Annotated in this window: 26 protein-coding genes; 12 read left to right on the top strand and 14 right to left on the bottom strand. The window is 68.0% G+C overall.

All coding sequences use genetic code 11. The features are described 5' to 3' along the window. Positions 1-29: 29 nt before the first annotated feature. From QFZ83_RS19460 to QFZ83_RS19450, 3 genes are read right to left on the bottom strand one after another with little or no spacing between them, the layout of a single operon-like run. Complete coding sequence (locus QFZ83_RS19460; protein ID WP_307509222.1) at positions 30-758, bottom strand: SDR family NAD(P)-dependent oxidoreductase; 729 nt, start codon at positions 756-758, stop codon at positions 30-32. After that, complete coding sequence (locus tag QFZ83_RS19455) at positions 748-1,716, bottom strand: tripartite tricarboxylate transporter substrate binding protein (protein WP_307509218.1); 969 nt, start codon at positions 1,714-1,716, stop codon at positions 748-750. The genes QFZ83_RS19460 and QFZ83_RS19455 overlap by 11 nt, the downstream gene beginning before the upstream one ends. Positions 1,717-1,768: 52 nt before the next feature. Continuing rightward, complete coding sequence (locus QFZ83_RS19450) at positions 1,769-2,707, bottom strand: dihydrodipicolinate synthase family protein (RefSeq protein ID WP_307509216.1); 939 nt, start codon at positions 2,705-2,707, stop codon at positions 1,769-1,771. 108 nt (positions 2,708-2,815) lie between these two features. Between QFZ83_RS19450 and QFZ83_RS19445 the strand changes: the two genes are divergently transcribed. From QFZ83_RS19445 to QFZ83_RS19435, 3 genes are all read left to right on the top strand, one after another. Beyond that, entirely contained in the window at positions 2,816-3,748 is a 933-nt protein-coding gene (locus QFZ83_RS19445) for a LysR family transcriptional regulator (RefSeq protein ID WP_307509214.1), read from the top strand. 116 nt (positions 3,749-3,864) lie between these two features. Further along, positions 3,865-4,059 carry a hypothetical protein gene (locus tag QFZ83_RS19440; protein ID WP_307509211.1) on the top strand — a complete coding sequence of 65 codons (195 nt, stop codon included), beginning with the start codon at positions 3,865-3,867 and terminating at the stop codon, positions 4,057-4,059. A gap of 23 nt (positions 4,060-4,082) precedes the next feature. Next, positions 4,083-5,084 (top strand): lysylphosphatidylglycerol synthase domain-containing protein, encoded by a 1,002-nt coding sequence (locus QFZ83_RS19435; protein WP_307509208.1) that lies wholly within the window; start codon positions 4,083-4,085, stop codon positions 5,082-5,084. Between the two features lie 13 nt (positions 5,085-5,097). Here the strand turns inward: QFZ83_RS19435 and QFZ83_RS19430 are convergent, their stop codons facing one another. From QFZ83_RS19430 to QFZ83_RS19415, 4 genes are all read right to left on the bottom strand, one after another. Beyond that, positions 5,098-5,337 (bottom strand): hypothetical protein, encoded by a 240-nt coding sequence (locus QFZ83_RS19430; RefSeq protein WP_307509205.1) that lies wholly within the window; start codon positions 5,335-5,337, stop codon positions 5,098-5,100. 162 nt (positions 5,338-5,499) lie between these two features. Continuing rightward, positions 5,500-6,624 carry an App1 family protein gene (locus tag QFZ83_RS19425; protein WP_307509202.1) on the bottom strand — a complete coding sequence of 375 codons (1,125 nt, stop codon included), beginning with the start codon at positions 6,622-6,624 and terminating at the stop codon, positions 5,500-5,502. Next, the gene (locus tag QFZ83_RS19420) at positions 6,621-7,142 is read right to left on the bottom strand and encodes a dihydrofolate reductase (RefSeq protein WP_307509201.1); all 522 of its coding nucleotides are present in this window, start codon (positions 7,140-7,142) and stop codon (positions 6,621-6,623) included. The genes QFZ83_RS19425 and QFZ83_RS19420 overlap by 4 nt, the downstream gene beginning before the upstream one ends. 23 nt (positions 7,143-7,165) lie before the next feature. Then, positions 7,166-8,008 carry a thymidylate synthase gene (locus QFZ83_RS19415; protein WP_257858733.1) on the bottom strand — a complete coding sequence of 281 codons (843 nt, stop codon included), beginning with the start codon at positions 8,006-8,008 and terminating at the stop codon, positions 7,166-7,168. A gap of 63 nt (positions 8,009-8,071) precedes the next feature. On the opposite strand from QFZ83_RS19415, the gene nthA reads away from it, so the two are divergent. The 3 genes from nthA to QFZ83_RS19400 are packed head-to-tail and all read left to right on the top strand — an operon-like array spanning position 8,072 to position 9,776. Continuing rightward, on the top strand, positions 8,072-8,752 hold the full coding sequence (gene nthA / locus QFZ83_RS19410; protein ID WP_307509196.1) for a nitrile hydratase subunit alpha: 681 nt from the start codon (positions 8,072-8,074) through the stop codon (positions 8,750-8,752). Then, complete coding sequence (nthB, locus tag QFZ83_RS19405) at positions 8,749-9,414, top strand: nitrile hydratase subunit beta (RefSeq protein ID WP_306877740.1); 666 nt, start codon at positions 8,749-8,751, stop codon at positions 9,412-9,414. Before nthA ends, nthB begins: the two co-directional genes overlap by 4 nt. Continuing rightward, entirely contained in the window at positions 9,411-9,776 is a 366-nt protein-coding gene (locus QFZ83_RS19400) for a nitrile hydratase accessory protein (protein ID WP_306877739.1), read from the top strand. The genes nthB and QFZ83_RS19400 overlap by 4 nt, the downstream gene beginning before the upstream one ends. On the opposite strand, the gene QFZ83_RS19395 is transcribed toward QFZ83_RS19400, so the two are convergent. Together QFZ83_RS19395 and QFZ83_RS19390 are read right to left on the bottom strand one after the other, a co-directional pair. Then, the gene (locus QFZ83_RS19395; protein ID WP_307509193.1) at positions 9,773-11,209 is read right to left on the bottom strand and encodes an FAD-binding oxidoreductase; all 1,437 of its coding nucleotides are present in this window, start codon (positions 11,207-11,209) and stop codon (positions 9,773-9,775) included. The two genes, QFZ83_RS19400 and QFZ83_RS19395, sit on opposite strands and share 4 nt — an antisense overlap. After that, a complete protein-coding gene (locus tag QFZ83_RS19390) occupies positions 11,206-11,619 on the bottom strand; it encodes a DUF2069 domain-containing protein (protein WP_306877736.1) in 414 nt (137 codons plus the stop codon). The genes QFZ83_RS19395 and QFZ83_RS19390 overlap by 4 nt, the downstream gene beginning before the upstream one ends. Before the next feature lie 56 nt (positions 11,620-11,675). Here QFZ83_RS19390 and QFZ83_RS19385 point away from each other — a divergent pair, with 56 nt between their 5' ends. Further along, positions 11,676-12,887, top strand: coding sequence for a YihY family inner membrane protein (locus QFZ83_RS19385; protein ID WP_013540269.1), 1,212 nt, complete (start codon positions 11,676-11,678; stop codon positions 12,885-12,887). Positions 12,888-12,896: 9 nt separating this feature from the next. Here QFZ83_RS19385 and QFZ83_RS19380 read toward each other — a convergent pair whose 3' ends face one another. Beyond that, positions 12,897-13,235: an Mpo1-like protein gene (locus QFZ83_RS19380; protein WP_013540270.1), complete on the bottom strand. Its 339-nt coding sequence runs from the start codon at positions 13,233-13,235 to the stop codon at positions 12,897-12,899. 112 nt (positions 13,236-13,347) lie between these two features. Here QFZ83_RS19380 and QFZ83_RS19375 point away from each other — a divergent pair, with 112 nt between their 5' ends. From QFZ83_RS19375 to QFZ83_RS19365, 3 genes are read left to right on the top strand one after another with little or no spacing between them, the layout of a single operon-like run. Beyond that, positions 13,348-13,722, top strand: coding sequence for a thioredoxin family protein (locus QFZ83_RS19375; protein ID WP_307509190.1), 375 nt, complete (start codon positions 13,348-13,350; stop codon positions 13,720-13,722). A 16-nt stretch (positions 13,723-13,738) separates the two neighbouring features. Next, on the top strand, positions 13,739-14,401 hold the full coding sequence (locus QFZ83_RS19370) for an NAD-dependent epimerase/dehydratase family protein (protein WP_307509187.1): 663 nt from the start codon (positions 13,739-13,741) through the stop codon (positions 14,399-14,401). Between the two features lie 47 nt (positions 14,402-14,448). Next, a complete protein-coding gene (locus QFZ83_RS19365) occupies positions 14,449-15,477 on the top strand; it encodes a tripartite tricarboxylate transporter substrate binding protein (protein WP_307509184.1) in 1,029 nt (342 codons plus the stop codon). A gap of 6 nt (positions 15,478-15,483) precedes the next feature. On the opposite strand, the gene QFZ83_RS19360 is transcribed toward QFZ83_RS19365, so the two are convergent. Both QFZ83_RS19360 and QFZ83_RS19355 read right to left on the bottom strand, forming a co-directional pair. Beyond that, positions 15,484-16,299: an alpha/beta fold hydrolase gene (locus QFZ83_RS19360; RefSeq protein WP_307509181.1), complete on the bottom strand. Its 816-nt coding sequence runs from the start codon at positions 16,297-16,299 to the stop codon at positions 15,484-15,486. Position 16,300: 1 nt separating this feature from the next. Next, entirely contained in the window at positions 16,301-17,611 is a 1,311-nt protein-coding gene (locus QFZ83_RS19355; protein ID WP_307509178.1) for an O-acetylhomoserine aminocarboxypropyltransferase, read from the bottom strand. A 151-nt stretch (positions 17,612-17,762) separates the two neighbouring features. Here QFZ83_RS19355 and QFZ83_RS19350 point away from each other — a divergent pair, with 151 nt between their 5' ends. Continuing rightward, complete coding sequence (locus QFZ83_RS19350) at positions 17,763-18,218, top strand: CBS domain-containing protein (RefSeq protein WP_013540276.1); 456 nt, start codon at positions 17,763-17,765, stop codon at positions 18,216-18,218. A gap of 22 nt (positions 18,219-18,240) precedes the next feature. Here the strand turns inward: QFZ83_RS19350 and QFZ83_RS19345 are convergent, their stop codons facing one another. Beyond that, a complete protein-coding gene (locus QFZ83_RS19345; protein WP_206178116.1) occupies positions 18,241-19,218 on the bottom strand; it encodes a tripartite tricarboxylate transporter substrate binding protein in 978 nt (325 codons plus the stop codon). 8 nt (positions 19,219-19,226) lie between these two features. After that, positions 19,227-20,318 carry an adenosine deaminase gene (locus tag QFZ83_RS19340; RefSeq protein ID WP_307509174.1) on the bottom strand — a complete coding sequence of 364 codons (1,092 nt, stop codon included), beginning with the start codon at positions 20,316-20,318 and terminating at the stop codon, positions 19,227-19,229. Between the two features lie 95 nt (positions 20,319-20,413). Between QFZ83_RS19340 and QFZ83_RS19335 the strand changes: the two genes are divergently transcribed. After that, positions 20,414-21,382, top strand: coding sequence for a LysR family transcriptional regulator (locus QFZ83_RS19335; RefSeq protein WP_307509171.1), 969 nt, complete (start codon positions 20,414-20,416; stop codon positions 21,380-21,382). The last annotated feature ends 3 nt before the right edge of the window (positions 21,383-21,385 follow it).

Raw genomic sequence — 21,385 nt, 5'->3', positions numbered from 1 at the left:
GGCTGGAGGAAAAAAGAGGGTGGACGGATTCAGCGGTGCAGCGACGCGCCGCCGCAGATGGCGAGGTCCTGGCCGGTGATGGCCGCGGCCTCTGCCGACAACAGGAAGGCGACCAGCGCGGCAATTTCTTCCGGCTGGATCAGGCGACCGATGGGCGGCAGGCGCGGCGCGCTGGCCGCGCGCGCCGGGTCCTGCAGCATCGAGGTCTGGGTTGCGCCCGGCGAGACCACATTGACGGTGACGCCCTGGGCCGCGACCTCCGCCGCCCAGCTGCGCGCGAGCGCGATCAGCGCCGCCTTGGTTGCGGCGTACTGGCCGCGCCCGGGCAGGCCCTGCGCCACGCGGCTGCCGACGAACACCACGCGGCCCCGGCCGCGCACGGCCATCGCGGGCACGAGCGCGTCGGCCAGCCGCGTCGCGGCATCGACATGCAGCCGCCACATCAGTTCGCCGCCGGCATGGTCGAGCGCGCCGAGCGGCCCGACGCGCAACACGCCGGCCGCATGCACCAGCGCATCGGCATCCTCGAGCGTGCCCGCGGCGCGCGCGATGGCATCGGCATTGCACAGGTCGACCGCCACATGCGCAAAGTGCGCATGCGACAGCGTCGGCGCCGCGAGGTCGAGGCCGCTCACGCGCCAGCCTTGGTCGAGCAGGTGCGACGCGATCGCGCGGCCGATGCCGCCGCTGCTGCCTGTCACCACGGCATGCGGCGCATGCGCTGGATGCGCTGGATGTGCGCCTGGCTCATTCGACATGGATGTTGCCCTCCACGATGATCTTTTTCGAGCGCGCCATGTCGTCGGCCTGGAACTTCACGAACTCCTCCACGCTGCCCGGCGTGAGCAGCAGGCCTTGCGCCTGGAGTGTCTCGCGCATGTCGGTGCCCAGCGCCTTGTTGACCTCGGCATTGAGCCGCTGCGTGACGGCGGCCGGCAGCTTTGCCGGACCCCAGAGGCCATACCAGCTGTAGAACTCGTAGCCGGGGATGCTCTCGCCCACGGTGGGCACGTTCGGCAGGCTGGTGGCGCGCGTGGCCGAGGTCACGGCAATCACCTTCACCATGCCGCTCTTGTGGTACTGCAGAGAACCCAGGATGGGATCGATGAAGCCGTCGATCTGTCCGCCGATCAAATCCTGGAAGGCAGGCGCCGTGCCCTTGTACGGCACGATCAGGTAGTCGAGCCCGCCGCCCGCGCGCTTGAGCAGTTCGGTCGACAGATGGCCCGCCGAACCGATGGAGCCCACCGCGAAAGTCATCTTGCCCGGGTGCGCCTTGGCATACGCGATGAGCGACTTCACGTCGGTCACCGGCAGGTTCTTGTTGATGGCCACCGACAGCGGCGCCTTGGCGACCAGCGCGACCGGCGCGAAGTCCTTCACCACGTCGTAGGGCACCGCCTTCATGGTCATCGGCGCGGTCGTGAAGGTCGAGGCATTGAACAGCAGCGTGTAGCCGTCCGCCGGCGCCTTGGACACCAGGTCGGCGCCGATAATCCCGTTGCCGCCGGCGCGGTTCTCCACGATGAAGGACTGGCCGGTCTGCTCGCCGAGCTTCTGCGCGAGCAGGCGGCCGATGGTGTCCAGCGTGCCGCCCGGCGGAAACGGGATCACCATGCGCACCGGCCGGCTCGGCCAGGTCTGCGCGAAGCCGGTGGTCGCCGCCGCCAGCGCGAGGGCGGCGAGTGCGGCCCGCAGGAAATGGTTGCGTTGCATGTCTCTTGTCTCCTTGTGTTTTGCATCGGGGCCGGCGGCCCCGCGGGCTTTCTCAGCGCCGGGACAGGCCCGCCTGCTCGACGGCGGCGCGCAGCGCATCCATCTCTCGCGCGTTCGGTGCCTCGGTCGGCGGGCGCACGGTGGCGTTGTTGAGCACGCCGGCCAGGTACATGCCGCCCTTCATGCGCGCATGCGCTTCGCCGGTCGGCTCGCCGCCGCCGTAGACCGCATCCTTGAGCGGCGTGATGAGGGCCTGCACCGCCATCGCCTTCTTCAGGTCGCCGGCCTTCACCGCATTCCACAGGTCGATGATCAATTGCGGAATGAAGGTCGCGAAGCCGACCAGCGCGCCGTCCACGCCCTGCACCATCGAGGCCAACAGGTATTCGTCGTGGCAGGTGAGGATGGCCTTGGACGCATCGGCCTCGCGGATCGCCTGGATGTCGCGGGCGTACTTGTTCATGTCGCGCTGCCCGACCTTGAAGGCCTGCAGGTAGGGCAGGCGCGCCAGTTCGGCCAGCAACTGCGACGAATAGGAGGCGCGTGTCCATGCCGGGTACACGTGGCAGACCAGGTCCAGCTCGGGCGCCGCGCGGTGGATGGCTTCGAAGTACTGCAGCGCATGGCCACTCGTGAAGCCGAAGCGCAGCCAGTGGTGCGGGGGCATCACGTCCAGCGCGACCGCGCCCGCGGCTTGCGCGGCCCGCGCATGTTCGGCCGCCTCGGCGAGGCCTTCGCACACGATGGACGAGATCACCGGCATGCGGCCGCGCAGTTCGTCCGCGACGATGCGGGTCACTTCGGCGCGTTCGGCGGGCGTGAGCGAAAACACCTCGCCGGTGTGGCCGTTGGTCATGACGGCCACCACGCCGTCATGACCCGCGAGCCACGATGCGAGCTTGCGCAGGGCCGGTTCGTCGATGCGGTGGTCGGCGGTGAAGGGGCAGGAAATGGCGGGAATGATCCCGCGATAATTCGCGATGGAAGGCATGCTGTGTCTCCGTTTTGGGGTCAAGGTGCAGAACTGGGTGCATCTTTCCCGGCGGGGCACTGGCCGTCCAATACTCCAATTGCATAGAACTATCCAAACGCACCGCGCATGGGCCCCGGCAACCGACCGCTCGACATGGAATGGCTGGAAGATTTCCTGGCCCTGGCCGAGACCGGCAACTTCTCTCGCGCAGCAGAGGCGCGCTCCATTGCCCAGCCCGCCTTCAGCCGGCACATCCGCGCGCTGGAGGAATGGGTGGGCGTCGACCTGTTCGACCGCAGTGCGCATCCGGCCGCGCTGACGCCCGCGGGCAGGCGCTTCCAGCCGCTGCTGCAGGAGGTGCTCGCTGGCCTCGAGGCGGCCCGCATCAAGACCCGGGCTGCGCACGACCTGGCCGCGGCGAGCCTGAGCTTCGCCGCCACGCATGTGCTGTCGCTCACCTTTTTCCCACGCTGGCTGGCGAGCGTCGAGGCGGGCCTGAGCATGGGGCCGATCCAGACCATCTCCGACAGCTCTCGCGCCTGCGAAGACCTGATGCTGCAGCGCCGCGTGCAGTTCGTGCTGTGCCACGGCCATGCCCGCGCACCGGGCCGGCTCGACGACGCGCAGTACCCGGTGCAGCGCCTCAGCGATGACGTGCTGGTGCCGGTCGCGGCCCCCGATGCCGACGGTGCGCCCCGGCATGCGCTCGGCGCGCAGCAGTCGCCTTCGGTGCTGGCCTACAGCGAGGCCTCGGGACTCGGGCGGATCATGCGGTCGATCCAGGACAACGAGTTCGGCAAGGACTTCGCGCCCTCGCTGTCGGTGGTCTTCACGGCGCACCATGCCGCGCTGCTCAGGACCATGGCGCTCGAAGGCCGCGGCCTCGCGTGGCTGCCGATGAGCCTGGTGGCGGACGACCTGCGCATCGGGGCCCTCGTCGATGCGGGCGCGGGCGGCTGGCGGGTGCCGGTGGACATCCGGCTGTACCGTCAACTCGCCGTCATGACGCCGGTGGCCGAGGCGCTGTGGCAGTTGGTCGGCGGCGCCGGCGCGCCTTAGCCAGCCTTCTTCGCGGGGCCCGCACTCGGGGCGATGTCCTGCATTCCCCGTCGTCGCCGGCTGGCGAACCGGGCGCCGCGCCTCTGGACACTCGGGTGTTCCACAGGAGATTTCCCATGAGTTCCAGAACCAAAGCCCCCACCCACGAGGAGCCCGAGGTCACGCAAGAGGAGTCCGTGCCCAGCGACGGGCGAGACACCGAAGGCGAGGAGATGATGAAGAAGGTGGTCAACCGCAAGCTCGAGGACCCGGGCTCGGCGGAAGACAAGACGCCGCAAAAAGCGGAGAAATCGCGCGAGAGCAAGTCCTGACGCCGCGGTCCAGGGTCGCGCCCATGAACGGCAACGCAGCCACCGCCAGCGCCAGCACTGAACCTTCCCGCGAGTCCGCCACATCGGCATCGCTCTGGCAGCGCAGCCGCCGCTGGGTGTTGCCGCTGGTCGGCATCGCCATCCTCGGGCTCTTGCTGTCGCATGCGCACAAGGTCGACTGGGCCGGCGCATGGCATGCGCTGCAACGCTATTCCCCCTGGCTGCTGCTCGGCGTGCTGGGGCTCGCCACCGCGAGCCATGCGCTGTATGGCTGCTTCGACCTGATCGGCCGGCGGCACACACGCCACGCGCTGCCGCGCTGGCGCACCTGGGCCATCGCGGTCACCAGCTATGCGTTCAACCTGAACCTCGGCTCGCTGGTCGGCGGTGTCGCGATGCGGGCGCGTCTCTATGCGCGTGCGGGGCTGGACGAAACCACCGTGGCGCAGATCGTCGGGATCAGCCTTGCGACCAACTGGCTCGGCTACGGCCTGCTGGCGGGCGGCCTGTTCGCGGCGGGCGCCATCGCGCCGCCGGGCCGGGCGCCTATCGGTCCCGGTGCGCTGCGCGCCATCGGCGTCGTGATGATCCTGCTGGCCGTTGCGTATGTCGTGGCCTGCGCGGTCCTGCGCGGCCGCGAATGGCGCGTGCGGCACCGGCGGCTGAAGCTGCCTTCCGCACGGCTCGCATTGGTGCAGCTCGCGCTGTCGGCATCGAACTGGGCGTTGATGGGTTCTGCGATGTACCTGCTGCTCGGTCAGCAGGTGCCGTACACGACCACGCTGGGCGTGCTGCTGGCGGCATCGATCGTGGGGGTGATCACGCCGATTCCCGCGGGCCTAGGCGTGCTCGAAGCGGTGTACCTCGCGCTGCTTTCGGGTTCGGTGAAGCAGGGCGCAGTGATGGGCGCGGTGCTCGCGTATCGCGCGCTTTACTACCTGTTGCCGCTGGCCGGCGGGATCGTGCTCTATCTGTTTCTGGAACGCTATTCGGCCAGCCATCCGCTGGCGGATGCGCAGCCCTGAAAGGCTGCTGAGTTCACAACTCGATGAATGCGGACGTGGCCTTGTTCAGTGCCAGCTTGCCCTTCGCGGTGATCGATTCGACCTGGGCCAGTTGCCGTATCGCACGCTCATCCGGCGCACGCTCGGAAGGCGGTATGAAGGCAGTGACCAGATCGGCCGCACGCAGCACACGCAGCCTGTCGATGTCTGCGGGCGTGTGAACGACGTAGGGCAATCTCTGCTCGGAAATCACCCGAAGAAACTCCATGGACATGAGCCGTCTCCTTGTCTTGATGGCGGTTCGAACATTGTGCGCACAAACAATTAGCTGTGGCTAATCCCTGCGGTGGGCATGCCCTTTCACGCTCGTACGGAAGTTTTCACTTTGTGCGCGCAGTACAAGCGCAACCGTTTGCCGCTGCAGTGCAGCAGGTTTTTATCTGCTGGCCTGAAGCGGCCACGCGGTGGTGTCGGGCATGAGGATGTGCCAGAGCACCGCGTCGATGCCTTCGAAGGTCGCGCGGTAGCGATCGGAGAGGCGGCCTTCGTCGGTCACGTCGCGGATCACGATGCTGTCGATGCGCTGCGGATTCGCGCGGTACACCTGCGCGTAGATTTCCGGATCGGCCTCGCCCGAATCGCCCACGAGCACGAAGCGGCGCTGCGGAAATTCGGTGAGCAATCGGTCGATCACGCCGAGCTTGTGCGCGCGCGAATCCTCGGCGCCGGGGATCAGCGTGCGCCATGTCGTGCTCTCGCGCAGATGCATGCTGCCGGCCGGGAAGTCGTTGTCGCGAACGAAATCCGCGAGCGCCGGATAGAGCTGGATCGGACTCGCCGAGAGGTAGTGAAAACGCGTGTCCGGCACCTGCGCCAGCGCGCGGTAGTACGCGGCCATGCGCGGTGCCGCCTCGAAGCGCCGCGCGAAGGTGTTCAGCAGCATCTCGCGGCGGTCGCGTACCTGCGTGCGCTTGATGGTGTCGTCGATGTCCGAGATCACGGACACGCCTTCCGGCGGCACCACGAGCGCCTGGCCCCTGAAGCGGTGCAGCAGTTCGCCCGGCCCCGTCACGCCGTGGAACTGCAGCCACTGCACCGGCGCGGCGGTGCGCGGCGCGTCGACCACCACGCGCAGGTTGGTGCGGCCGTCCGCCGTCGAAGGCGGCATCTTCACGCGGGTCTGCGTGCCGTCGAAGACGACGTCGATCAGCTTGCCTTCTTCGGACTCCGTGTGGAACAGCGCGGTGCGCTGGTTGAAGCGCAGCCGTGCCGCGGGCGAGAGCGTCTTGAGGCTCAGCCCTAGGTAGCGCGCGAGCGCGGCGTTGAGGCCCCAGCGCCGCTCGCGCTCGAAGATCCAGGCGTGGATGTCGACCTCGATCCGGCCGTCGGCGGTGGGGCGCGCCGTACCAGGCATGAAGAGCGCCTCTTCATCGGGCTCAAGGGGTTCGGCGGCCTGCAGCGCTTGCAGCGGCGCGAGGCCTGCGAGCAAGGCCGCACCCATCACCACGGACCGGCGCTTCAATTGCGGCGCGGGCGGAAGGGCGGGGCGCTCGTCGCTCATGCGTGCGTGGGCGCGGTGCGTTCGTAGGTCACGAAGCTGAAGGCCAGGCCGTCCTTGGCAGAGACGTGCGATTCGCGCTGCGTCTCGCGCCATGCCGCGCCGTCGAGCACCGGCGCATGCGCATCGCCTTCGTAGTCGCGAGCGATTTCGGTCACGACCGCGCGTTGTGCCAACGGCTCGGCCTCGGCATAGATCTGCGCGCCGCCGATCACCCACACCTCGGGCGATGCCGCCTCCAGGCAAAGCGAGAGCGCATCGCGCAAATTGCCCACCGGCAGCGCACCCTCGGCGCGCCAGTCGGCCTGCCGCGTGACCACGATGTTCTGCCGTCCCGGCAGCGGGCGAAAGCGCGGCGGCAGCGAGTCCCAGGTCTTGCGGCCCATGATCACCGGCGCGCCGGCGGTCTTCTGCTTGAAGTGCGCCATGTCCTCGGGCAAGTGCCAGGGGATCGTGCCGTTGGCGCCGATGACGCCGTTGGCGGCGCGGGCGTAGATGAGGTTGATGCGGGGCTCGGTCATGTGGCTTGGGTCGCTCGGGTCGCTCAGACAGCCACAGGCGCCTTGATCGGATCGCCGTGCTTGTAGTCGAGCACCTCGAAGTCTTCGTACTGGTAGTCGAAGATCGAATCGGGCTTGCGCTTGATGTTGAGCGTGGGGTACGGATACGGATCGCGGCTCAGCTGCAGCTTCACCTGCTCGGCGTGGTTGCTGTAGATGTGGCAATCGCCGCCGGTCCAGATGAAGTCGCCCACGTCGAGGTCGCACTGCTGCGCGACCATGTGCGTGAGGAGCGCGTAACTCGCGATGTTGAAGGGCACGCCGAGGAAGATGTCGGCGCTGCGCTGGTAGAGCTGGCAGCTCAACTTGCCGCGCTCGCCTTCAGCCTGCGGCGGCGCCACGTAGAACTGGAAGAACGCGTGACACGGCATCAGCGCCATCTTCGAGAGCTCGGCCACGTTCCAGGCGCTCACGATGATGCGGCGCGAATCGGGGTTGGTCTTCAGCGTCTTGATGACGTCGGAAATCTGGTCGATGTGGCCGCCATCGGGCGTGGGCCAGCTGCGCCACTGCACGCCGTACACCGGGCCCAGGTCGCCGTCTTCGCGCGCCCATTCGTCCCAGATGCTGACGCCGCGTTCCTTGAGCCAGTTGTTGTTGCTCGAGCCGGTCAGGAACCACAGCAGTTCTTGAATGATGGATTTGAGGTGCACCTTCTTCGTGGTCACCAGCGGAAAGCCTTCGTTCAGGTCGAAGCGCATCTGGTGGCCGAACACGCTCTTGGTGCCCGTGCCGGTGCGGTCGCTCTTGAACACGCCGTGGGTGTCCACGTGGCGCATGAAATCTTCGTACTGGGAGCGGACGGGGCGGGTGGGCGTGGAGGTCATGGCAAGAGGGGCTCTCAGAGGCGGGTTTTCGAATTTTAAGTGCCCGGGCTTAGCATGGCGGCCATGAGCCAAGACCACCCCACGAACGGCCACGAACACGGCCAAGAACACGGCCAAGAACACGGCCAAGAACACGGCCACGACCACAGCGAACTCGGCGAGATGGACCTGCGGGTTCGCGCCCTCGAAAGCGTGCTCACGCAGAAGGGCTACATCGACCCCGCCGCGCTCGACGCACTGATCGACACCTACCAGACCCGCATCGGCCCGCGCAACGGTGCACGGGTGGTGGCGCGGGCCTGGGTCGACCGCGAGTTCCACGACTGGCTGATGGCCGATGCCACGGCCGCCATCGCCTCGCTCGGCTATACCGGCCGACAGGGCGAGCACATGGTGGCGGTGGAGAACACGGGCGACCAGCACCACATGGTCGTCTGCACTCTCTGCAGTTGCTACCCCTGGCCCGTGCTCGGCTTGCCGCCCACCTGGTACAAGAGCGCGCCCTACCGCTCGCGCGCCGTGAAGGACCCGCGCGGCGTGCTGGCCGACTTCGGCACCACGCTGCCCGAGACCACGCGCATCCGCGTCTGGGATTCGACCGCCGAGGTGCGCTACCTCGTGATTCCGCAGCGGCCCGCCGGCACCGAGGGCTGGAGCGAGGAAGAGCTCGCCGCGCTGGTCTCGCGCGATTCGATGATCGGCACCCGGCTGGTGGAAGCGCCTTCTGCCGGGAGCGCCGCATGAGCTACGTCACGCATGCCGACCTCGGCGGCCAGCCCGGCTTCGGGCCGGTCACGCCGGAGCCCGAGGGCGAACTGTTCCACGCCGACTGGGAGCCGCGCGCGCTTGCGCTCACGCTGGCGATGGGCGCGACCGGCTCCTGGAACATCGATGCGAGCCGGGCCGTGCGCGAGACGCTGCCCAACTACCGCGACCTGAGCTACTACCAGATCTGGCTCGGCGCGCTGGAGCAGTTGATGCTGCAGCGCGCGCAGGTATTCCCCGACGAGATCGCGTCCGGCGAGATGAAGCATCCGCCCGCGCCGGTCGCCCGCGTGCTGCCGGCCGCGAACGTGCCCACCGTGCTCGCCAAGGGCTCGCCCACCGAACGCCCCGAGTCGGGCCCGGCGCGCTTCGCCGTCGGGCAGGCGGTGCGCATGCACTTGGGCAAGGTCGACCATCACACGCGGCTGCCGGGCTATGTGCAGGGCAAGCGCGGCACGATCGAGCATGTCCACGGCGCGCATGTGTTCGCCGATGCACATGCGCAAGGGCTGGGCGAACAGCCGCAGTGGCTGTACACGGTGGTCTTCGAGGAGGCTGAACTCTGGGGCGAGCAAGCGACGCCACAGAACCTTTCAGTGTCGGTCGATGCGTGGGAAAGCTATCTGGAAGCGGTCGCATGACCGGGGACATGCCGCTCGCGCCGGGCATGCCACGCGACGCCGACGGCCCGGTGTTCAAGGAGCCCTGGGAAGCACAGGCCTTCGCGATGACGCTGGCGCTGCATGAACGCGGCCTGTTCACCTGGGTCGAGTGGGCCGAGGCGCTCGCCGCGGAGATCTCCACCGCGCAAGCCGCTGGCGACCCCGACACCGGCGACACCTACTACCGCCACTGGCTCGCCGCGCTCGAAGGCCTCGTAGCCCGCAAGGGCGCGAGCTCAGGCGACGAACTCGCGCGCTACCGCCACGCCTGGGATCACGCGGCCGACCGGACGCCGCATGGGCAGCCGATCGAGTTGCGCGGCGAAGACTTTCCGGGCTAGACGCGGATCACGCGTCCGGGGTTCAGCGTGTTCTTCGGATCGAGCCCGCGCTTGATCGCCCGCATCATTTCCAGCGCCACCGGCGACTTGTGCTTCTCGAGCTTGTCGACCTTGAGCGAGCCCACGCCATGCTCGGCCGAGAACGAGCCGCCGAACTTCTCGACCGCGTCGTACACCAGCGTGTTGATGCGGTCTTCCTCGTTCTTCAAGAAGGCCTTGGTGTCGATGTTCTCCGGCGCCTGCACGTTGTAGTGCAGGTTGCCGTCGCCCAGGTGCCCGAAGTTCACGAGCCGCACGCCGGCGATCTCGCGCTGCAGCAGCGCATCGGTTTCCGCCACGAAGGCCGGAATGCGCGACACCGGAATCGAGATGTCGTGCTTGATGTTCAGGCCTTCCTCGGCTTGCGCGAGCGGAATGCTCTCGCGGATGTGCCAGAGCTGGTGCGCCTGCGTGAGGTTCTCGGCCACCACCGCGTCGGTGACGCAGCCGTCCTCGAAGGCGGTCTCCAGCAGCGCCTCGAAGCGGGCACGCGCATGGTCTTCCGATTCGCTGTCGGAGTTCTCCAGCAGCACGCAGTAGGGCACCGCTTCGTCGCCGATGAAGGGCACGCGCAGTTGCGGCATGTGCTTGTCGACCAGGCTCAGCGCGAACTTGCCCATCACCTCGAAGCCCGTGAGCCCCGAGCCCAGGTGCTTGTGCGCGAGGCCCAGCAGCGTGACCGCGTGGTCGAGCGAAGGCACCGCGGCCCAGGCCGTGAGCTGCGCGGCTGGCAGCGGGTAGAGCTTCATGGTCGCGGCGGTGATGATGCCCAGCGTGCCTTCGCTGCCGACGAAGAGGTCGCGAAGGTCGTAGCCGGTGTTGTCCTTGCGAAGGCCGCTGGTGCCTTCCCAGATCTCGCCCTGCGGCGTGACCACTTCGAGGCCCAGGCACAGCTCGCGCGTGTTGCCGTAGCGCACGACCTGCGTGCCGCCCGCGTTGGTCGCGAGGTTGCCGCCGATGGTGCAGCTGCCTTCGGCCGCGAGACTCAGCGGGAAGAGGTAGCCCTCTTTCTCCGCGGCCTCCTGCAGCGTCTGAAGGATGCAGCCGGCCTCGACGGTCATCGTGAGGTTGGCGGCGTCGAAGGTGCGGATCGTGTTCAGGCGCTGGAGACTCAGCACCACCTGCGTGCCGCTGTCGTCGGGAATGGAGCCGACCGCCAGACCGGTGTTGCCGCCCTGCGGCACGATGGCCGTGCCGGCCGCGGCGCAGGCCTTGACCACGTCGGCCACCTGCTGCGCATTGGCCGGGCGCACCACCGCGAGCGACTTGCCGCGCGAGCGCTTGCGCCAGTCCTGCTCGTAGGCGGTGAGGTCGCCCTCGTTGAGCACATGCGAGGCGCCGACGATGGCGCGCAGTTGGTCGATCAATGCGGTGGCGGAAGCAGAAGAAGTCATTGGGCGGAAGTCTCCAGTTGACGGGCGGCAGCGGCAGTCTTGGCATGGCGGAGGCGCAGGCGCACATGCCACGCGCAGGCCGCGAAGAGCACCAAGCACAGCAGCACCTCGATGAGCGCGAGCACCTGCCCCACGCCGTTGGTGTCGCTCCAGGCGCGCACCACGCCCTCGGTGAAATAGAGCCAGATCATCAGGCTGACCCAGCGGTAGGTGTACATGCGGTTCTTGTAGAGCCCCGCGAGCGGAATCACGAGCGGCAGTACCTTGAGCGCCAGCAGCGAGCCACCGGGCCGCAGCGGGGCAAGCCACAACTCCCAGGCCAGGCCCAGCACGATCAGGCCGACGAGGCTGCCCACGGCAAGCCATCGGGTGGCGCGGACGGAAGAGGGCGGGAGCGGGGTGGCGGTCACGGTGCGACGAAGGAGAGGGCGCCCGGTGGAAGGCGGCGCATTGAAGAGCGGATGGCATGATACCGGCCATGAATCGTCGGCAGCTTTGGAGGGATCTTTCGCGTTTTCCGTGGCGCAACACCGCTGCGGTATTGGGCGAGCGATTTCGCGAAGACCGCCTCGGTTTGACCGCCAGCAGCCTGACGTTCACCACCACCATCGCGATGGTCCCGTTCTTCACGGTGGCGCTCGCGCTCTTCACCGTGTTCCCGATGTTCGCCAAGATGCAGGGCCGCCTGCAGCGCTGGCTCATCGAGAGCCTGATCCCCGAGAACATCGCGCGCCAGGTGCTCGGCTACCTGAACCAGTTCGCGAGCAAGGCGAGCGGCCTGGGCATCGCAGGTTTGATCGTGCTGCTGATCACCGCCATTGCGCTGATCCTCACGATCGACAAGACGCTCAACAACATCTGGCGCGTGCGCACGCCGCGGCCGTTTGCGCAGCGGGTGCTGATCTACTGGGCCGCCATCACGCTCGGGCCGCTCATCCTCGCGGTGAGCCTGTCGACCACCTCGTACGTGGTCTCGGCCACGAGCGACGTGGTGGGGCGCGGCATGGTCAAGCTGTTCTTCGACACCTTCGAATTCGCGCTGCTGGCGGTCGGCATGGCCTCGCTCTACCACTACGTGCCCAACACCAACGTGCGCTGGTCGCATGCCTGGGCCGGCGGCATCTTCGTGGCGGCGGCCATCGAGATCGCCAAGCGCGTGCTGGCCTATTACCTGAGCCTGGTGCCGACCTATTCGGTGTTGTACGGAGCGTTCGCCACCTTCCCGATCCTGCTGGTGTGGATCTACGTGGCGTGGGTGATCGTGCTGCTCGGTGCGGTGATTGCCGCGTACCTCCCGAGTTTGCTGACGGGGGTGGCGCGCCGCGGCGGTGCTGCCGGCTGGCCGCTGCAACTCGCCATGGAAACGTTGCAGCACCTGGCGCGTGCCCAGGCCACGCCGGCCAAGGGCATGGGGGCGACCGAGCTGGTGACGCGCATGCGGGTCGACACCCTGCAGCTCCTTCCGGTGCTGGAGACGCTGGTGGCGCTCGACTGGATCGCCCCGTTGGCCGAAGAGCCCGCCAACGAGGACCCGCGCTACGTGCTGCTGGCCGACCCGTCGACGCCGATCGAGCCGCTGCTCAAGGAACTGCTGATGCCGCAGGCCGAGCCGCTCGAAGACCTCTGGCAGAAGGGGCCGCTGAGGTCGCTGCGTCTCGGCGACGTGCTGCTGATCTAGTAGCGCGACTCAAATCTTGACCTTGCCCAGCCAGATGTCGCGGTACATCGCCCAGTCGCCCATGAAGGAATAGAGCGGGCGCTTGAACGAGGCCGGCTTGTTCTTCTCGAAGCCGAAGTGCCCGACCCAAGCGAAGGCATAGCCGACCAGCACGCCGGCCAGCAGCCACCACGGGTTGAGCGTGACCACCAGCGCCACGAGGCACAGCAGCGAGAGCGTCGAGCCCGCGAAGTGCAGGCGGCGACAAGTGCGGTTGGCGTGCTCGGTCAGGTAGAACGGGTAGAACTCCGCGAAGCTCTTGAAACGGCGCGGATCGACGGCAGATTCCGGGGCAGTCGTGGTGGTCATCGTGCGGGTCTCCTTGGCGCTGGAGCGCCTTTTGTGCGGGCTTTGTCCATAATAGCCACGACCCCCTGGCCGCACCACCCCGGCTCTCCTTCACACCACTGACGCATCAGCCTTGAGCGCCCTGCCCACAGCCACCGATTCCGCCGCCGACCCGTTGTGGGTCGTCTGCCTGTGCGCCGAATGGTGCGGCACCTGCCGCGAGTACCGGCCGCTGTTCGAGCAGGTGGCGCGCGCGCATCCGCAGCTGCGCTTCGGCTGGGTCGACATCGAGGACCACGCCGACATCGCCGACGGCTTCGACGTGGAGACCTTCCCCACGCTCCTGGTCGCCGGTGCCGACGGCACGCGCTTCCTGGGCCCGCTGCTGCCGCATGCCGAAATGCTGTCGCGCATGCTCGGCGCGCTGCAATCGCCGCAGCCATCGAGCCTCGACGTCGATCTGCTGCTTGCCGTGCTGAACAAGAAGCCGGCGACCTTCTCGGTTTAACCGGCCCCTTCCTTCCATGAACATCCTCATCTTCGGCGCCACCGGCATGGTGGGGCAGGGCGTGCTGCGCGAGTGCCTGCTGGCGCCTGACGTGAAGCGCGTGGTCGCGGTCGGGCGCAGTGCGACCGGGCAGCAGCATCCCAAGCTGCAGGACGTGGTCGTGAAGGACATGTACGACTATTCGGCCATCGAGCCGCAGTTGCAGGGCTTCGACGCCTGCTTCTTCTGCCTGGGCGTGTCGTCGGTCGGCACGAAGGAAGACGACTACCGCCGCGTCACCTACGACCTCACGATGGCCGCGGCCACCGTGCTCGCGCGGCTCAACCCGGGCATGACCTTCACCTACGTGACGGGTGCCGGCACCGACAGCAGCGAGCGCGGCGGCAGCATGTGGGCACGGGTGAAGGGTGCGACCGAGAACGCCCTGCTGCGCCTGCCGTTCAAGGCGGCGTACATGTTCCGCCCCGGCGTGATTCAGCCGCTGCACGGCGCGCGCTCCAAGACGCCGCTGTACCACGGCATCTACGTGGTGATCGCGCCGCTCCTGAGCCTCGCCTACCGGCTCCGGCCGGACAAGGTGACGACCACCGAGCAGATCGGCCTCGCCATGCTGGCCCTGGCCCGCAGCGGCGCGCCGAAGGTGGTGCTCGACCCGGCGGACATCAACGCGCTGCGTTGACCGACTGACCCTCGCGACTGGCCGCGGACCCGCGTTCTTCCGTGCCCATGTCCGCCCCCGCCTTGAAAGAGACTGCCTCCGGCATCTCGCGCCGGCTGCTTCTTTGCGGAGCCTCCGGCGCGGCGCTGGTGGCGCATCCAGCGGTGGCAGCCGCAGCTACAGCGGTAGCGCAGAACACCTGGCCGCAGAAGCCGATCCGCCTCGTCGTTCCCTTCGCAGCGGGCGGCGGCACGGACATCGTGGCACGGATGATCGGCCGCACCCTGTCGCAGCAGTTGGGCCAGCCCGTCGTGATCGACAACAAGCCCGGCGCCTCCACGCTCATCGGCACCGAGATGGCGGCCCGCGCAAGGCCCGACGGCTACACGCTGCTGCTGGCGGCCTCCACCAGCTACAGCGTGAATCCGGCACTGCGCGCCGCCCGCGCCTACAACCCGTCGCGCGACCTGGCGCCCATTGCCATCGTCGCGCGGGTGCCGCTGGTGCTGTTCGCGGGCGGTACCACGCCGTGGCACTCGCTTTCCGAGCTGGTGGGCGCGGCCACGGCGCGCCCCGGGCAGATCCGCTACGCCACCTTCGGCAATGCCTCTGGGTCGCACCTCACCGGCGAACTGTTCGCGCTGGCCGCGGGCATCCGGCTGCAGGACATCCCGTACCGGGGCAGCAGCCAGGCGATGGTGGCGGTGATCGGCGGGGAAGTGGACCTGGGCATCGACACCGTGGCCTCGGTCGCACCGCATGCGCGTTCCGGCAAGGTGCGCGCGCTGGGCATCGTGGGCGCCGCGCGATCCGGTCTTTTGCCCGGCGTGCGCACGCTGGCGGAGCAGGGCTTGCCCGAGGCCAGCTTCGACGCCTGGTACGGCGTTGCCGCGCCCGCTCACACACCGGCGCCCGTGCTCGCGAGGCTCACGCGCGCCATGTCCGACACGCTGGCCAGCCCCGCATTGCAGGCGCAACTGCGCGCGCAAGGCATCGAACCGACGATGGTCGGCGCGGCCGCCTTCCAGCAGCAGGTCGAAAGAGAGATCCCGCGCTACCGCGCGCTGGCGCACCGCGCGGGCATCGCGGTGGAGTAAGGACGCTCAGGCGGCCGTTGCGCTCATGAAGTCGCGCAGCGCGAACAGCGTCTCGTCCGGCGCCTCGCTCATCAGCGCGTGGCCGGCACGCACGGTCACCACCTTCGCATGACGCGCCTTGCCGACCAGCGCCTTGGTGGCGCGCGCCGGCGTCATCTGGTCGGCATCGCCGAGCAGGAACAGCACCGGGCATTGCACCGCTTCCATCGCGGCTTCGCCGTTCGCGTAGTCGTTGCAGGCCTTGAAGCCGATGTGGAACACGTTGTGCGCGCGGTTGCTCGCGAGCACGCGGCGCATCAGCGCGCGCGAGCTGCCGTAGAGCCAGGTGCCGGGGCCGAGCGACGAGGGCGGCGGGGCGAGCAGCGAATGCGAGAAGGTGTTGACCATCGCGATGGCACGTTGCGGATCGTTCAGCGCACCGTCGAGCAACGCGGGCGACACCACCATCGGATACGCCGTGCCGACCAGCGCGAGATGCGTCACGCGATCAGGCGCGCGCGAGGCCGCTTCGAGCGCGATCAGCGAGCCGAAGCTGTGGCCGACCAGCGCGGCCTTCTGCACGCCGGCCGCGTCGAGCAGCGCGATGACGAACTGCGCCGCCTCTTCCACGCTCGCGGGCGGTGGGCCTTCGCTCTTGCAATGGCCGGGCAGGTCGACCGCCAGCACGTTCCAGCCGTGGTTGGCGAACCAGCGGCTCTGCAGGATCCACACGCTGTGGTCGTTGAGCACGCCATGGATGAACACGACGGTGGGCTTTGCCGCATCGAAGGGCTTGCCGCCGGTGTAGCAGTAGGTGGCGTGGCCGTTGACGGTGTAGTGCATGTCAGGCACCCGCCTTTTCCGCGGCCTTGAGTGCGCGCTTCAGGTCGTCGATCAGGTCGGCCGGGTCTTCCAGGCCGATCGACAGGCGGATCGTGCCCTGCGAAATGCCCGCGCCCGCGAGTGCTTCATCGGTCATGCGGAAGTGCGTGGTGCTCGCCGGATGGATCACCAGGCTGCGGCAGTCGCCCACGTTGGCCAGGTGGCTGAAGAGCTTGAGCGTCTCGATGAAGGCCTTGCCCTGCGTGCGGCTGCCCTTGATGTCGAAGCTGAACACTGCACCCGCGCCGCGCGCGCCGTGGCGCAGCAGCTTTTGCGCGAGCGCATGGCTGGGGTGCGATTCGATCAGCGGATGCCCCACGCGCGAGACGAACGGATGTGTCGCGAGGAACTCGACCACCTTCTGCGTGTTGTCGATGTGCCGCTCCATGCGCAGCGGCAGCGTCTCGATGCCCTGCAATATCAGCCACGCGGTGTGCGGGCTCATCGAGGCGCCGAAGTCGCGCAGGCCTTCGCGCCGCGCGCGCAGCAGGAAGGCGCCGACGGTGCTTTCCTCGCTGAAGACCATGTTGTGGAAGCCGTCGTACGCCTGCGTGAGTTCGGCGAACTTGCCCGACTTCTCCCAGTCGAAACCGCCGCCATCGACCACGATCCCGCCGATCACCGTGCCGTGGCCCGAGAGGAACTTGGTCGCCGAGTGATAGACCAGGTCGGCGCCCCAGTCGAAGGGCTTGATGAGGTAGGGCGAGGTCAGCGTCGAATCGACCAGGAGCGGCACGCCGGCTTCGTGCGCGATGTCGCTCACGGCGGGGATGTCGAGCACGTCCAGCCCCGGGTTGCCCACGGTCTCGCCGAAGAAGAGCTTGGTCTCGGGCCGCACCGCGGCGCGCCAGCCGTCGAGGTCGCCGGGCTTCACGAAGGTGGTGTCGATGCCGAAGCGGCGCATCGTGTAGTGCAGCAGGTTCTGCGAGCCGCCGTAGAGGGCGGTGCTGGCCACGATGTGCGAGCCCGCGCCCATCAGCGTGGCGATCGACAGGTGCAGCGCGGCCTGTCCGCTCGCGGTGGCGATGGCGCCGATACCGCCTTCGAGGGCAGACACCCGCTGCTCCAGCACCGCGTTGGTCGGGTTGCTGATGCGCGAATACACATGGCCCGCGCGCTCCAGGTTGAAGAGCGCGGCCGCGTGGTCGCTGGACTCGAAGACGAAGGAGGTGGTCAGGTGGATCGGCACCGCCCGCGCGCCGGTGGCGGGGTCGGGCGAGGCGCCGGCGTGCAGCGCGAGGGTGTCGAAACCGGGGTCGGAATAACCGGGCATGAGGGCCTTTCTGTTGTCTCTCGCAAAGCCCCGTTACGTCTGCAAAGCATGCGTGGGCGACAGGGGCGTTCAGGTCGGCGTCGATTGTGGGCTATATTCAAATCGGCACCCCGCCCAGCAAGAGAGTTCGAGAGTCCGAGAGGAGCACACGATGAAAGTCAGCGACATCCTTCGCGTCAAGGGCAACACGCTCTTCACCATCACGCCAGACGACCTGCTGGCAGAAGCCGCCACCACCATGGCGGAAAAGGACATCGGCTCACTGGTGGTCATGGAACACGGCGATCTGGTCGGCATGCTCACCTTCCGCGAGGTGATCGTGGCCATCGTCAACAACGGCGGCCAGGTCGGGACCACGCTGGTGCGCAAGGCGATGGACGATGCCCCTGTCACCTGCACCCTGGAAACCGACCTCGACGAAATCCGCCGCATCATGCTGGAGCGCCACGCGCGCTACATGCCCGTGATGGACAAGCGCATGTTGATGGGCGTGATCAGCTTCTACGACGTGGCCAAGGCCGTGGTGGACAGCCAGAACTTCGAGAACAAGATGCTCAAGGCGTACATCCGCGACTGGCCGGCGGAAGACGAGAGCAAGACCGGCTGACCTGCCGGCGCGGCCGCAACCATCACTCTTTGATGTTCGCGGTCTGCACGATCTTCTGATTGCGGGCGTATTCGGCCTGCACGAACTTCCCGAACGATTCCGGCGTGCCGCTCCCCGGCAGTGCGCCTTGCTCCATCAGCTTGGAGCGCACCCCTTCCTCCTGCAGCACCGCATTGAGTTCCTGGTTGATCTGCGCAACCACGGCCGGCGGCGTTTTCGCGGGCGCGAAGATGCCCGTCCAGCTCACCATGTCGAAGCCCTTCAAGCCCGGCATCTCGTCGAAGGTGGGCACGCCGGGCAACGCGGCCAGGCGCTTGTTGCTGGTGATGCCCAGCGCCTTCAGGCGCTTGCCGTTCACATGCGGAATGGCGCTGGTGCTCACCAGCATCGCGAGGTCGACCTGGTTGCCGATCACGTCGGTGGCGATCTGCGCGCCGCCGCGGTAGGGCACGTGCGTGACGAAGATGCCGCTGCGCTCCTTGAGCAGTTCCATCGCCAGCTGCAGCACCGTGCCCACGCCCGAGGTCGCGTAGTTGTACTGGCCGGGTTTGGCCTTGGCGAGCTTCACGAAGTCGGCGAAGGTCTGCGCCTCGAGGCCGGGCCGCGCGACCAGCACCATCGGCGCGGTATTGAGCAGGCCGACCGGCGCCAGGTCCTTCAGCGGATCGAAGCGAAAGGCCGTCGGGTTCACCAGCTTGCCGATGGCGATCGCGCTGTCGGGCCCGACCACCAGGGTGTAGCCATCGGGCGCCGCATTCACGGCCTTGGCCACGCCGATGGCGCCGCCCGCGCCGCTCACGTTGTCGATCACGACCGATTGCTTGAGCCGTTCGCCCAGTCGCTGGGCGACGAGGCGCGCGTTGACGTCCACGCTGCCGCCGGCCGTGTACGGAACGATCAGCGTGATGGGCTTGGCGGTCGGCCAGGCCTGCGCGAGTGCGGCGGTGGGCAATGCAGCGCAGAGCGCGGCGGCGAGGAGGAGGCGACGGGGCGTGTTCATGGCGTGGTTCATTCGAAGGTGGGGGGCGTGGGTTCGGTGTCGAGGCGGGCGCGCAGCGTGTCGAACGCCTCGCTCCACTGCGTGCGCCATGCGCGGCGTTGGGTGTCGTCGATCCATGCGCCATCGAGGCCGTTGTGCATGAAGCCGCGCAGGTCGTCCAGGCCGAAGCCGAAGTCACGCACCATCATCAGCCAGGCCCCGGTGGGCGTGACCTTGTGCAGCGTCGGATCGTCGGTGTTGGGGTGGATGCGCAGGCCCAGGCCGGGCATGCGGCGGATCGGGTGGTCGATGGCCCAGCGCTCGGGCGGCAGCGTGCGCAGGTAGTACGAGTTGGTCGGCACCACGGTGAAGAGCACGCCGCGCTCGGCGCATTCGCGCGCGAAGTCGGGCTGGTCGACCACCGTGTAGCCGTGGTCGATGCGGTCCACCTGCAGCACATCGAGCGCGGTGCGCACGTTCGTCCAGGGCATGCCGAACTCGCCGGCGTGCGCGGTGGTCTTGAGGCCCGCCTTCTTCGCCGCGGCATAGGCCTCGGTGAAAAGCTCGGGCGGCCGGTCGACCTCGCGGTAGTCGATGCCGATGCCGATCACCTCGTCGCAGCGGTGCGCCTTGACCCACTCGACCATCTCCACCGCTGCCTCGGGGCTGGCCTCGCGGTCGATGGCGGCGATGAGCCGGCCGGTGATGCCGAATTCCTGCTGCGCGTCCTGTATCGCACGCACGATCGCGGCCTGCGCCATCGCATACGGAATGCCCGAACCGTGCACCGTGCCGGTCGGGTTCCAGAAGAACTCGGCGTAGCGCACGTTGTGGGAGGCCGCGTCCTGCAGGTATTCGAGCGTGAGCTGGTAGAGGTCGCCTGGGCCGCGCACCAGTTGGGCGTCGAGCGCGCGCAGCACGCGCAACACGCCGACCGGTTTTTCGCCCCGCGTGTAGAAGCCCTCGATCTCGTCGGCCGCCAGCGGCGCCCCGGCGCGCAGGTTCAACTGCTTGAAAGTCTCGTGGCGCACTGTGCCGAACAAGTGGCAGTGCAGCTCGACCTTGGGGATCGCGCGGAGGAACGATTCCAGGGTGAACGCAGGCGGGATGGGGCTGGTCATGCTGACCAGTCTAGGGAGCGGAGGCTTATAAGGAAAATTTTGAATTTCTATAATTTGATTCACCGGATCAATAACCACCGCTGACTGGAGATGCCATGGCCACAGCCGCCTTGCCCCTGCGTGCGCTCACGCTGCGCCAGCTGCAGTTCTTCTCGGTGCTGGTGGAGGAGGGCCAGTTCGGCCGCGCGGCGCGGCGACTGGCCATCACGCAGCCCGCGCTCAGCAATGCCATCAAGCAGATGGAAAAACTGCTCGGCGTCGAACTGCTCACCCGATCCACCCATCGCCTCGAACTCACGCCCGTGGGCGCCGAGGTGTTGGCGCGCACGGACTTTCTCGTCAACACCTTCGAGGTGGCGCTGCGCGACATCGAGAGCACCGTGCAGCGCGGCCGCGCCTTCGTGCGCGTGGGTGTGATTCCCTCGGCCAGCGCGCGCGTGGCCGCCGTCGTGAGCGAATTCCTTCAACAGGATGGGCAGCGCGAAGTCGAACTGGCCTGGCGCGATGCACCCTCGACCACCTTGCTGACAGAGCTGCGCAGCGGCCAGCTCGACATGGCGGTGGCCGCCATCACCGAGCCGCCGAACGGCCTGACCTGCATCGACCTGTTTCGCGACCCGCTTGTGCTGGTGGTGCGGCGCGACCATCCGCTGGCCGCGGCCGGCGACGCGAACTGGGAGGCCATCGGCAAGGAGCGCCTCGTGCTGTTCGAAAGTGGCAGCATGCCGGCACTGGGCAACCCGGCGCGCGCGCAGTTCGCGCAGGGCGCCGAGCCCTATCGCGTGAGCTATTCCGAAACCCTCTATGCGCTGGTGCGCAGCGGCCAGGCGCTGGGGCTGATGCCGCGGCTGTACACCGCGTCGCTGCGCGATCCCGACCTTGCGGTGGTGCCGCTGCTGAAGCCGCGCATCGAACGCCGCGTGGTGCTGGCCTACCTGCCGGGGCCAATGCGCAATGTGGTGGCACAAGAACTCATCGCGTTTCTGCGCGACAGGTTGCCGCAGGCTGGGGAACTGACGCTGCGCCGCATGACCAAGGGTACGCGTGGGCGGCGCCAGCCTTAGGCC

The organism is Variovorax sp. W1I1, assembly GCF_030815625.1.
Lineage (GTDB): Bacteria > Pseudomonadota > Gammaproteobacteria > Burkholderiales > Burkholderiaceae_C > Variovorax > Variovorax paradoxus_C.
The sequence above is the reverse complement of the archived record's forward strand: the minus strand, read 5'-3'. Positions and strand labels throughout refer to the sequence as shown.

Bases quoted from the DNA above. Each gene is read 5' to 3' on its own strand.
- QFZ83_RS19340 (WP_307509174.1), bottom strand. From the start codon at position 20,318: ATGACCAGCCCCATCCCGCCTGCGTTCACCCTGGAATCGTTCCTCCGC.
- QFZ83_RS19415 (WP_257858733.1), bottom strand. From the start codon at position 8,008: ATGACCTCCACGCCCACCCGCCCCGTCCGCTCCCAGTACGAAGATTTC.
- QFZ83_RS19355 (WP_307509178.1), bottom strand. From the start codon at position 17,611: ATGCCCGGTTATTCCGACCCCGGTTTCGACACCCTCGCGCTGCACGCC.
- QFZ83_RS19445 (WP_307509214.1), top strand. From the start codon at position 2,816: ATGGGCCCCGGCAACCGACCGCTCGACATGGAATGGCTGGAAGATTTC.
- QFZ83_RS19425 (WP_307509202.1), bottom strand. From the start codon at position 6,624: ATGAGCGACGAGCGCCCCGCCCTTCCGCCCGCGCCGCAATTGAAGCGC.
- QFZ83_RS19420 (WP_307509201.1), bottom strand. From the start codon at position 7,142: ATGACCGAGCCCCGCATCAACCTCATCTACGCCCGCGCCGCCAACGGC.
- QFZ83_RS19360 (WP_307509181.1), bottom strand. From the start codon at position 16,299: ATGCACTACACCGTCAACGGCCACGCCACCTACTGCTACACCGGCGGC.
- nthB (WP_306877740.1), top strand. From the start codon at position 8,749: ATGAGCTACGTCACGCATGCCGACCTCGGCGGCCAGCCCGGCTTCGGG.
- QFZ83_RS19400 (WP_306877739.1), top strand. From the start codon at position 9,411: ATGACCGGGGACATGCCGCTCGCGCCGGGCATGCCACGCGACGCCGAC.
- nthA (WP_307509196.1), top strand. From the start codon at position 8,072: ATGAGCCAAGACCACCCCACGAACGGCCACGAACACGGCCAAGAACAC.
- QFZ83_RS19370 (WP_307509187.1), top strand. From the start codon at position 13,739: ATGAACATCCTCATCTTCGGCGCCACCGGCATGGTGGGGCAGGGCGTG.
- QFZ83_RS19430 (WP_307509205.1), bottom strand. From the start codon at position 5,337: ATGTCCATGGAGTTTCTTCGGGTGATTTCCGAGCAGAGATTGCCCTAC.
- QFZ83_RS19435 (WP_307509208.1), top strand. From the start codon at position 4,083: ATGAACGGCAACGCAGCCACCGCCAGCGCCAGCACTGAACCTTCCCGC.
- QFZ83_RS19450 (WP_307509216.1), bottom strand. From the start codon at position 2,707: ATGCCTTCCATCGCGAATTATCGCGGGATCATTCCCGCCATTTCCTGC.
- QFZ83_RS19365 (WP_307509184.1), top strand. From the start codon at position 14,449: ATGTCCGCCCCCGCCTTGAAAGAGACTGCCTCCGGCATCTCGCGCCGG.
- QFZ83_RS19460 (WP_307509222.1), bottom strand. From the start codon at position 758: ATGTCGAATGAGCCAGGCGCACATCCAGCGCATCCAGCGCATGCGCCG.
- QFZ83_RS19335 (WP_307509171.1), top strand. From the start codon at position 20,414: ATGGCCACAGCCGCCTTGCCCCTGCGTGCGCTCACGCTGCGCCAGCTG.
- QFZ83_RS19385 (WP_013540269.1), top strand. From the start codon at position 11,676: ATGATACCGGCCATGAATCGTCGGCAGCTTTGGAGGGATCTTTCGCGT.
- QFZ83_RS19440 (WP_307509211.1), top strand. From the start codon at position 3,865: ATGAGTTCCAGAACCAAAGCCCCCACCCACGAGGAGCCCGAGGTCACG.
- QFZ83_RS19345 (WP_206178116.1), bottom strand. From the start codon at position 19,218: ATGAACACGCCCCGTCGCCTCCTCCTCGCCGCCGCGCTCTGCGCTGCA.
- QFZ83_RS19395 (WP_307509193.1), bottom strand. From the start codon at position 11,209: ATGACTTCTTCTGCTTCCGCCACCGCATTGATCGACCAACTGCGCGCC.
- QFZ83_RS19350 (WP_013540276.1), top strand. From the start codon at position 17,763: ATGAAAGTCAGCGACATCCTTCGCGTCAAGGGCAACACGCTCTTCACC.
- QFZ83_RS19380 (WP_013540270.1), bottom strand. From the start codon at position 13,235: ATGACCACCACGACTGCCCCGGAATCTGCCGTCGATCCGCGCCGTTTC.
- QFZ83_RS19455 (WP_307509218.1), bottom strand. From the start codon at position 1,716: ATGCAACGCAACCATTTCCTGCGGGCCGCACTCGCCGCCCTCGCGCTG.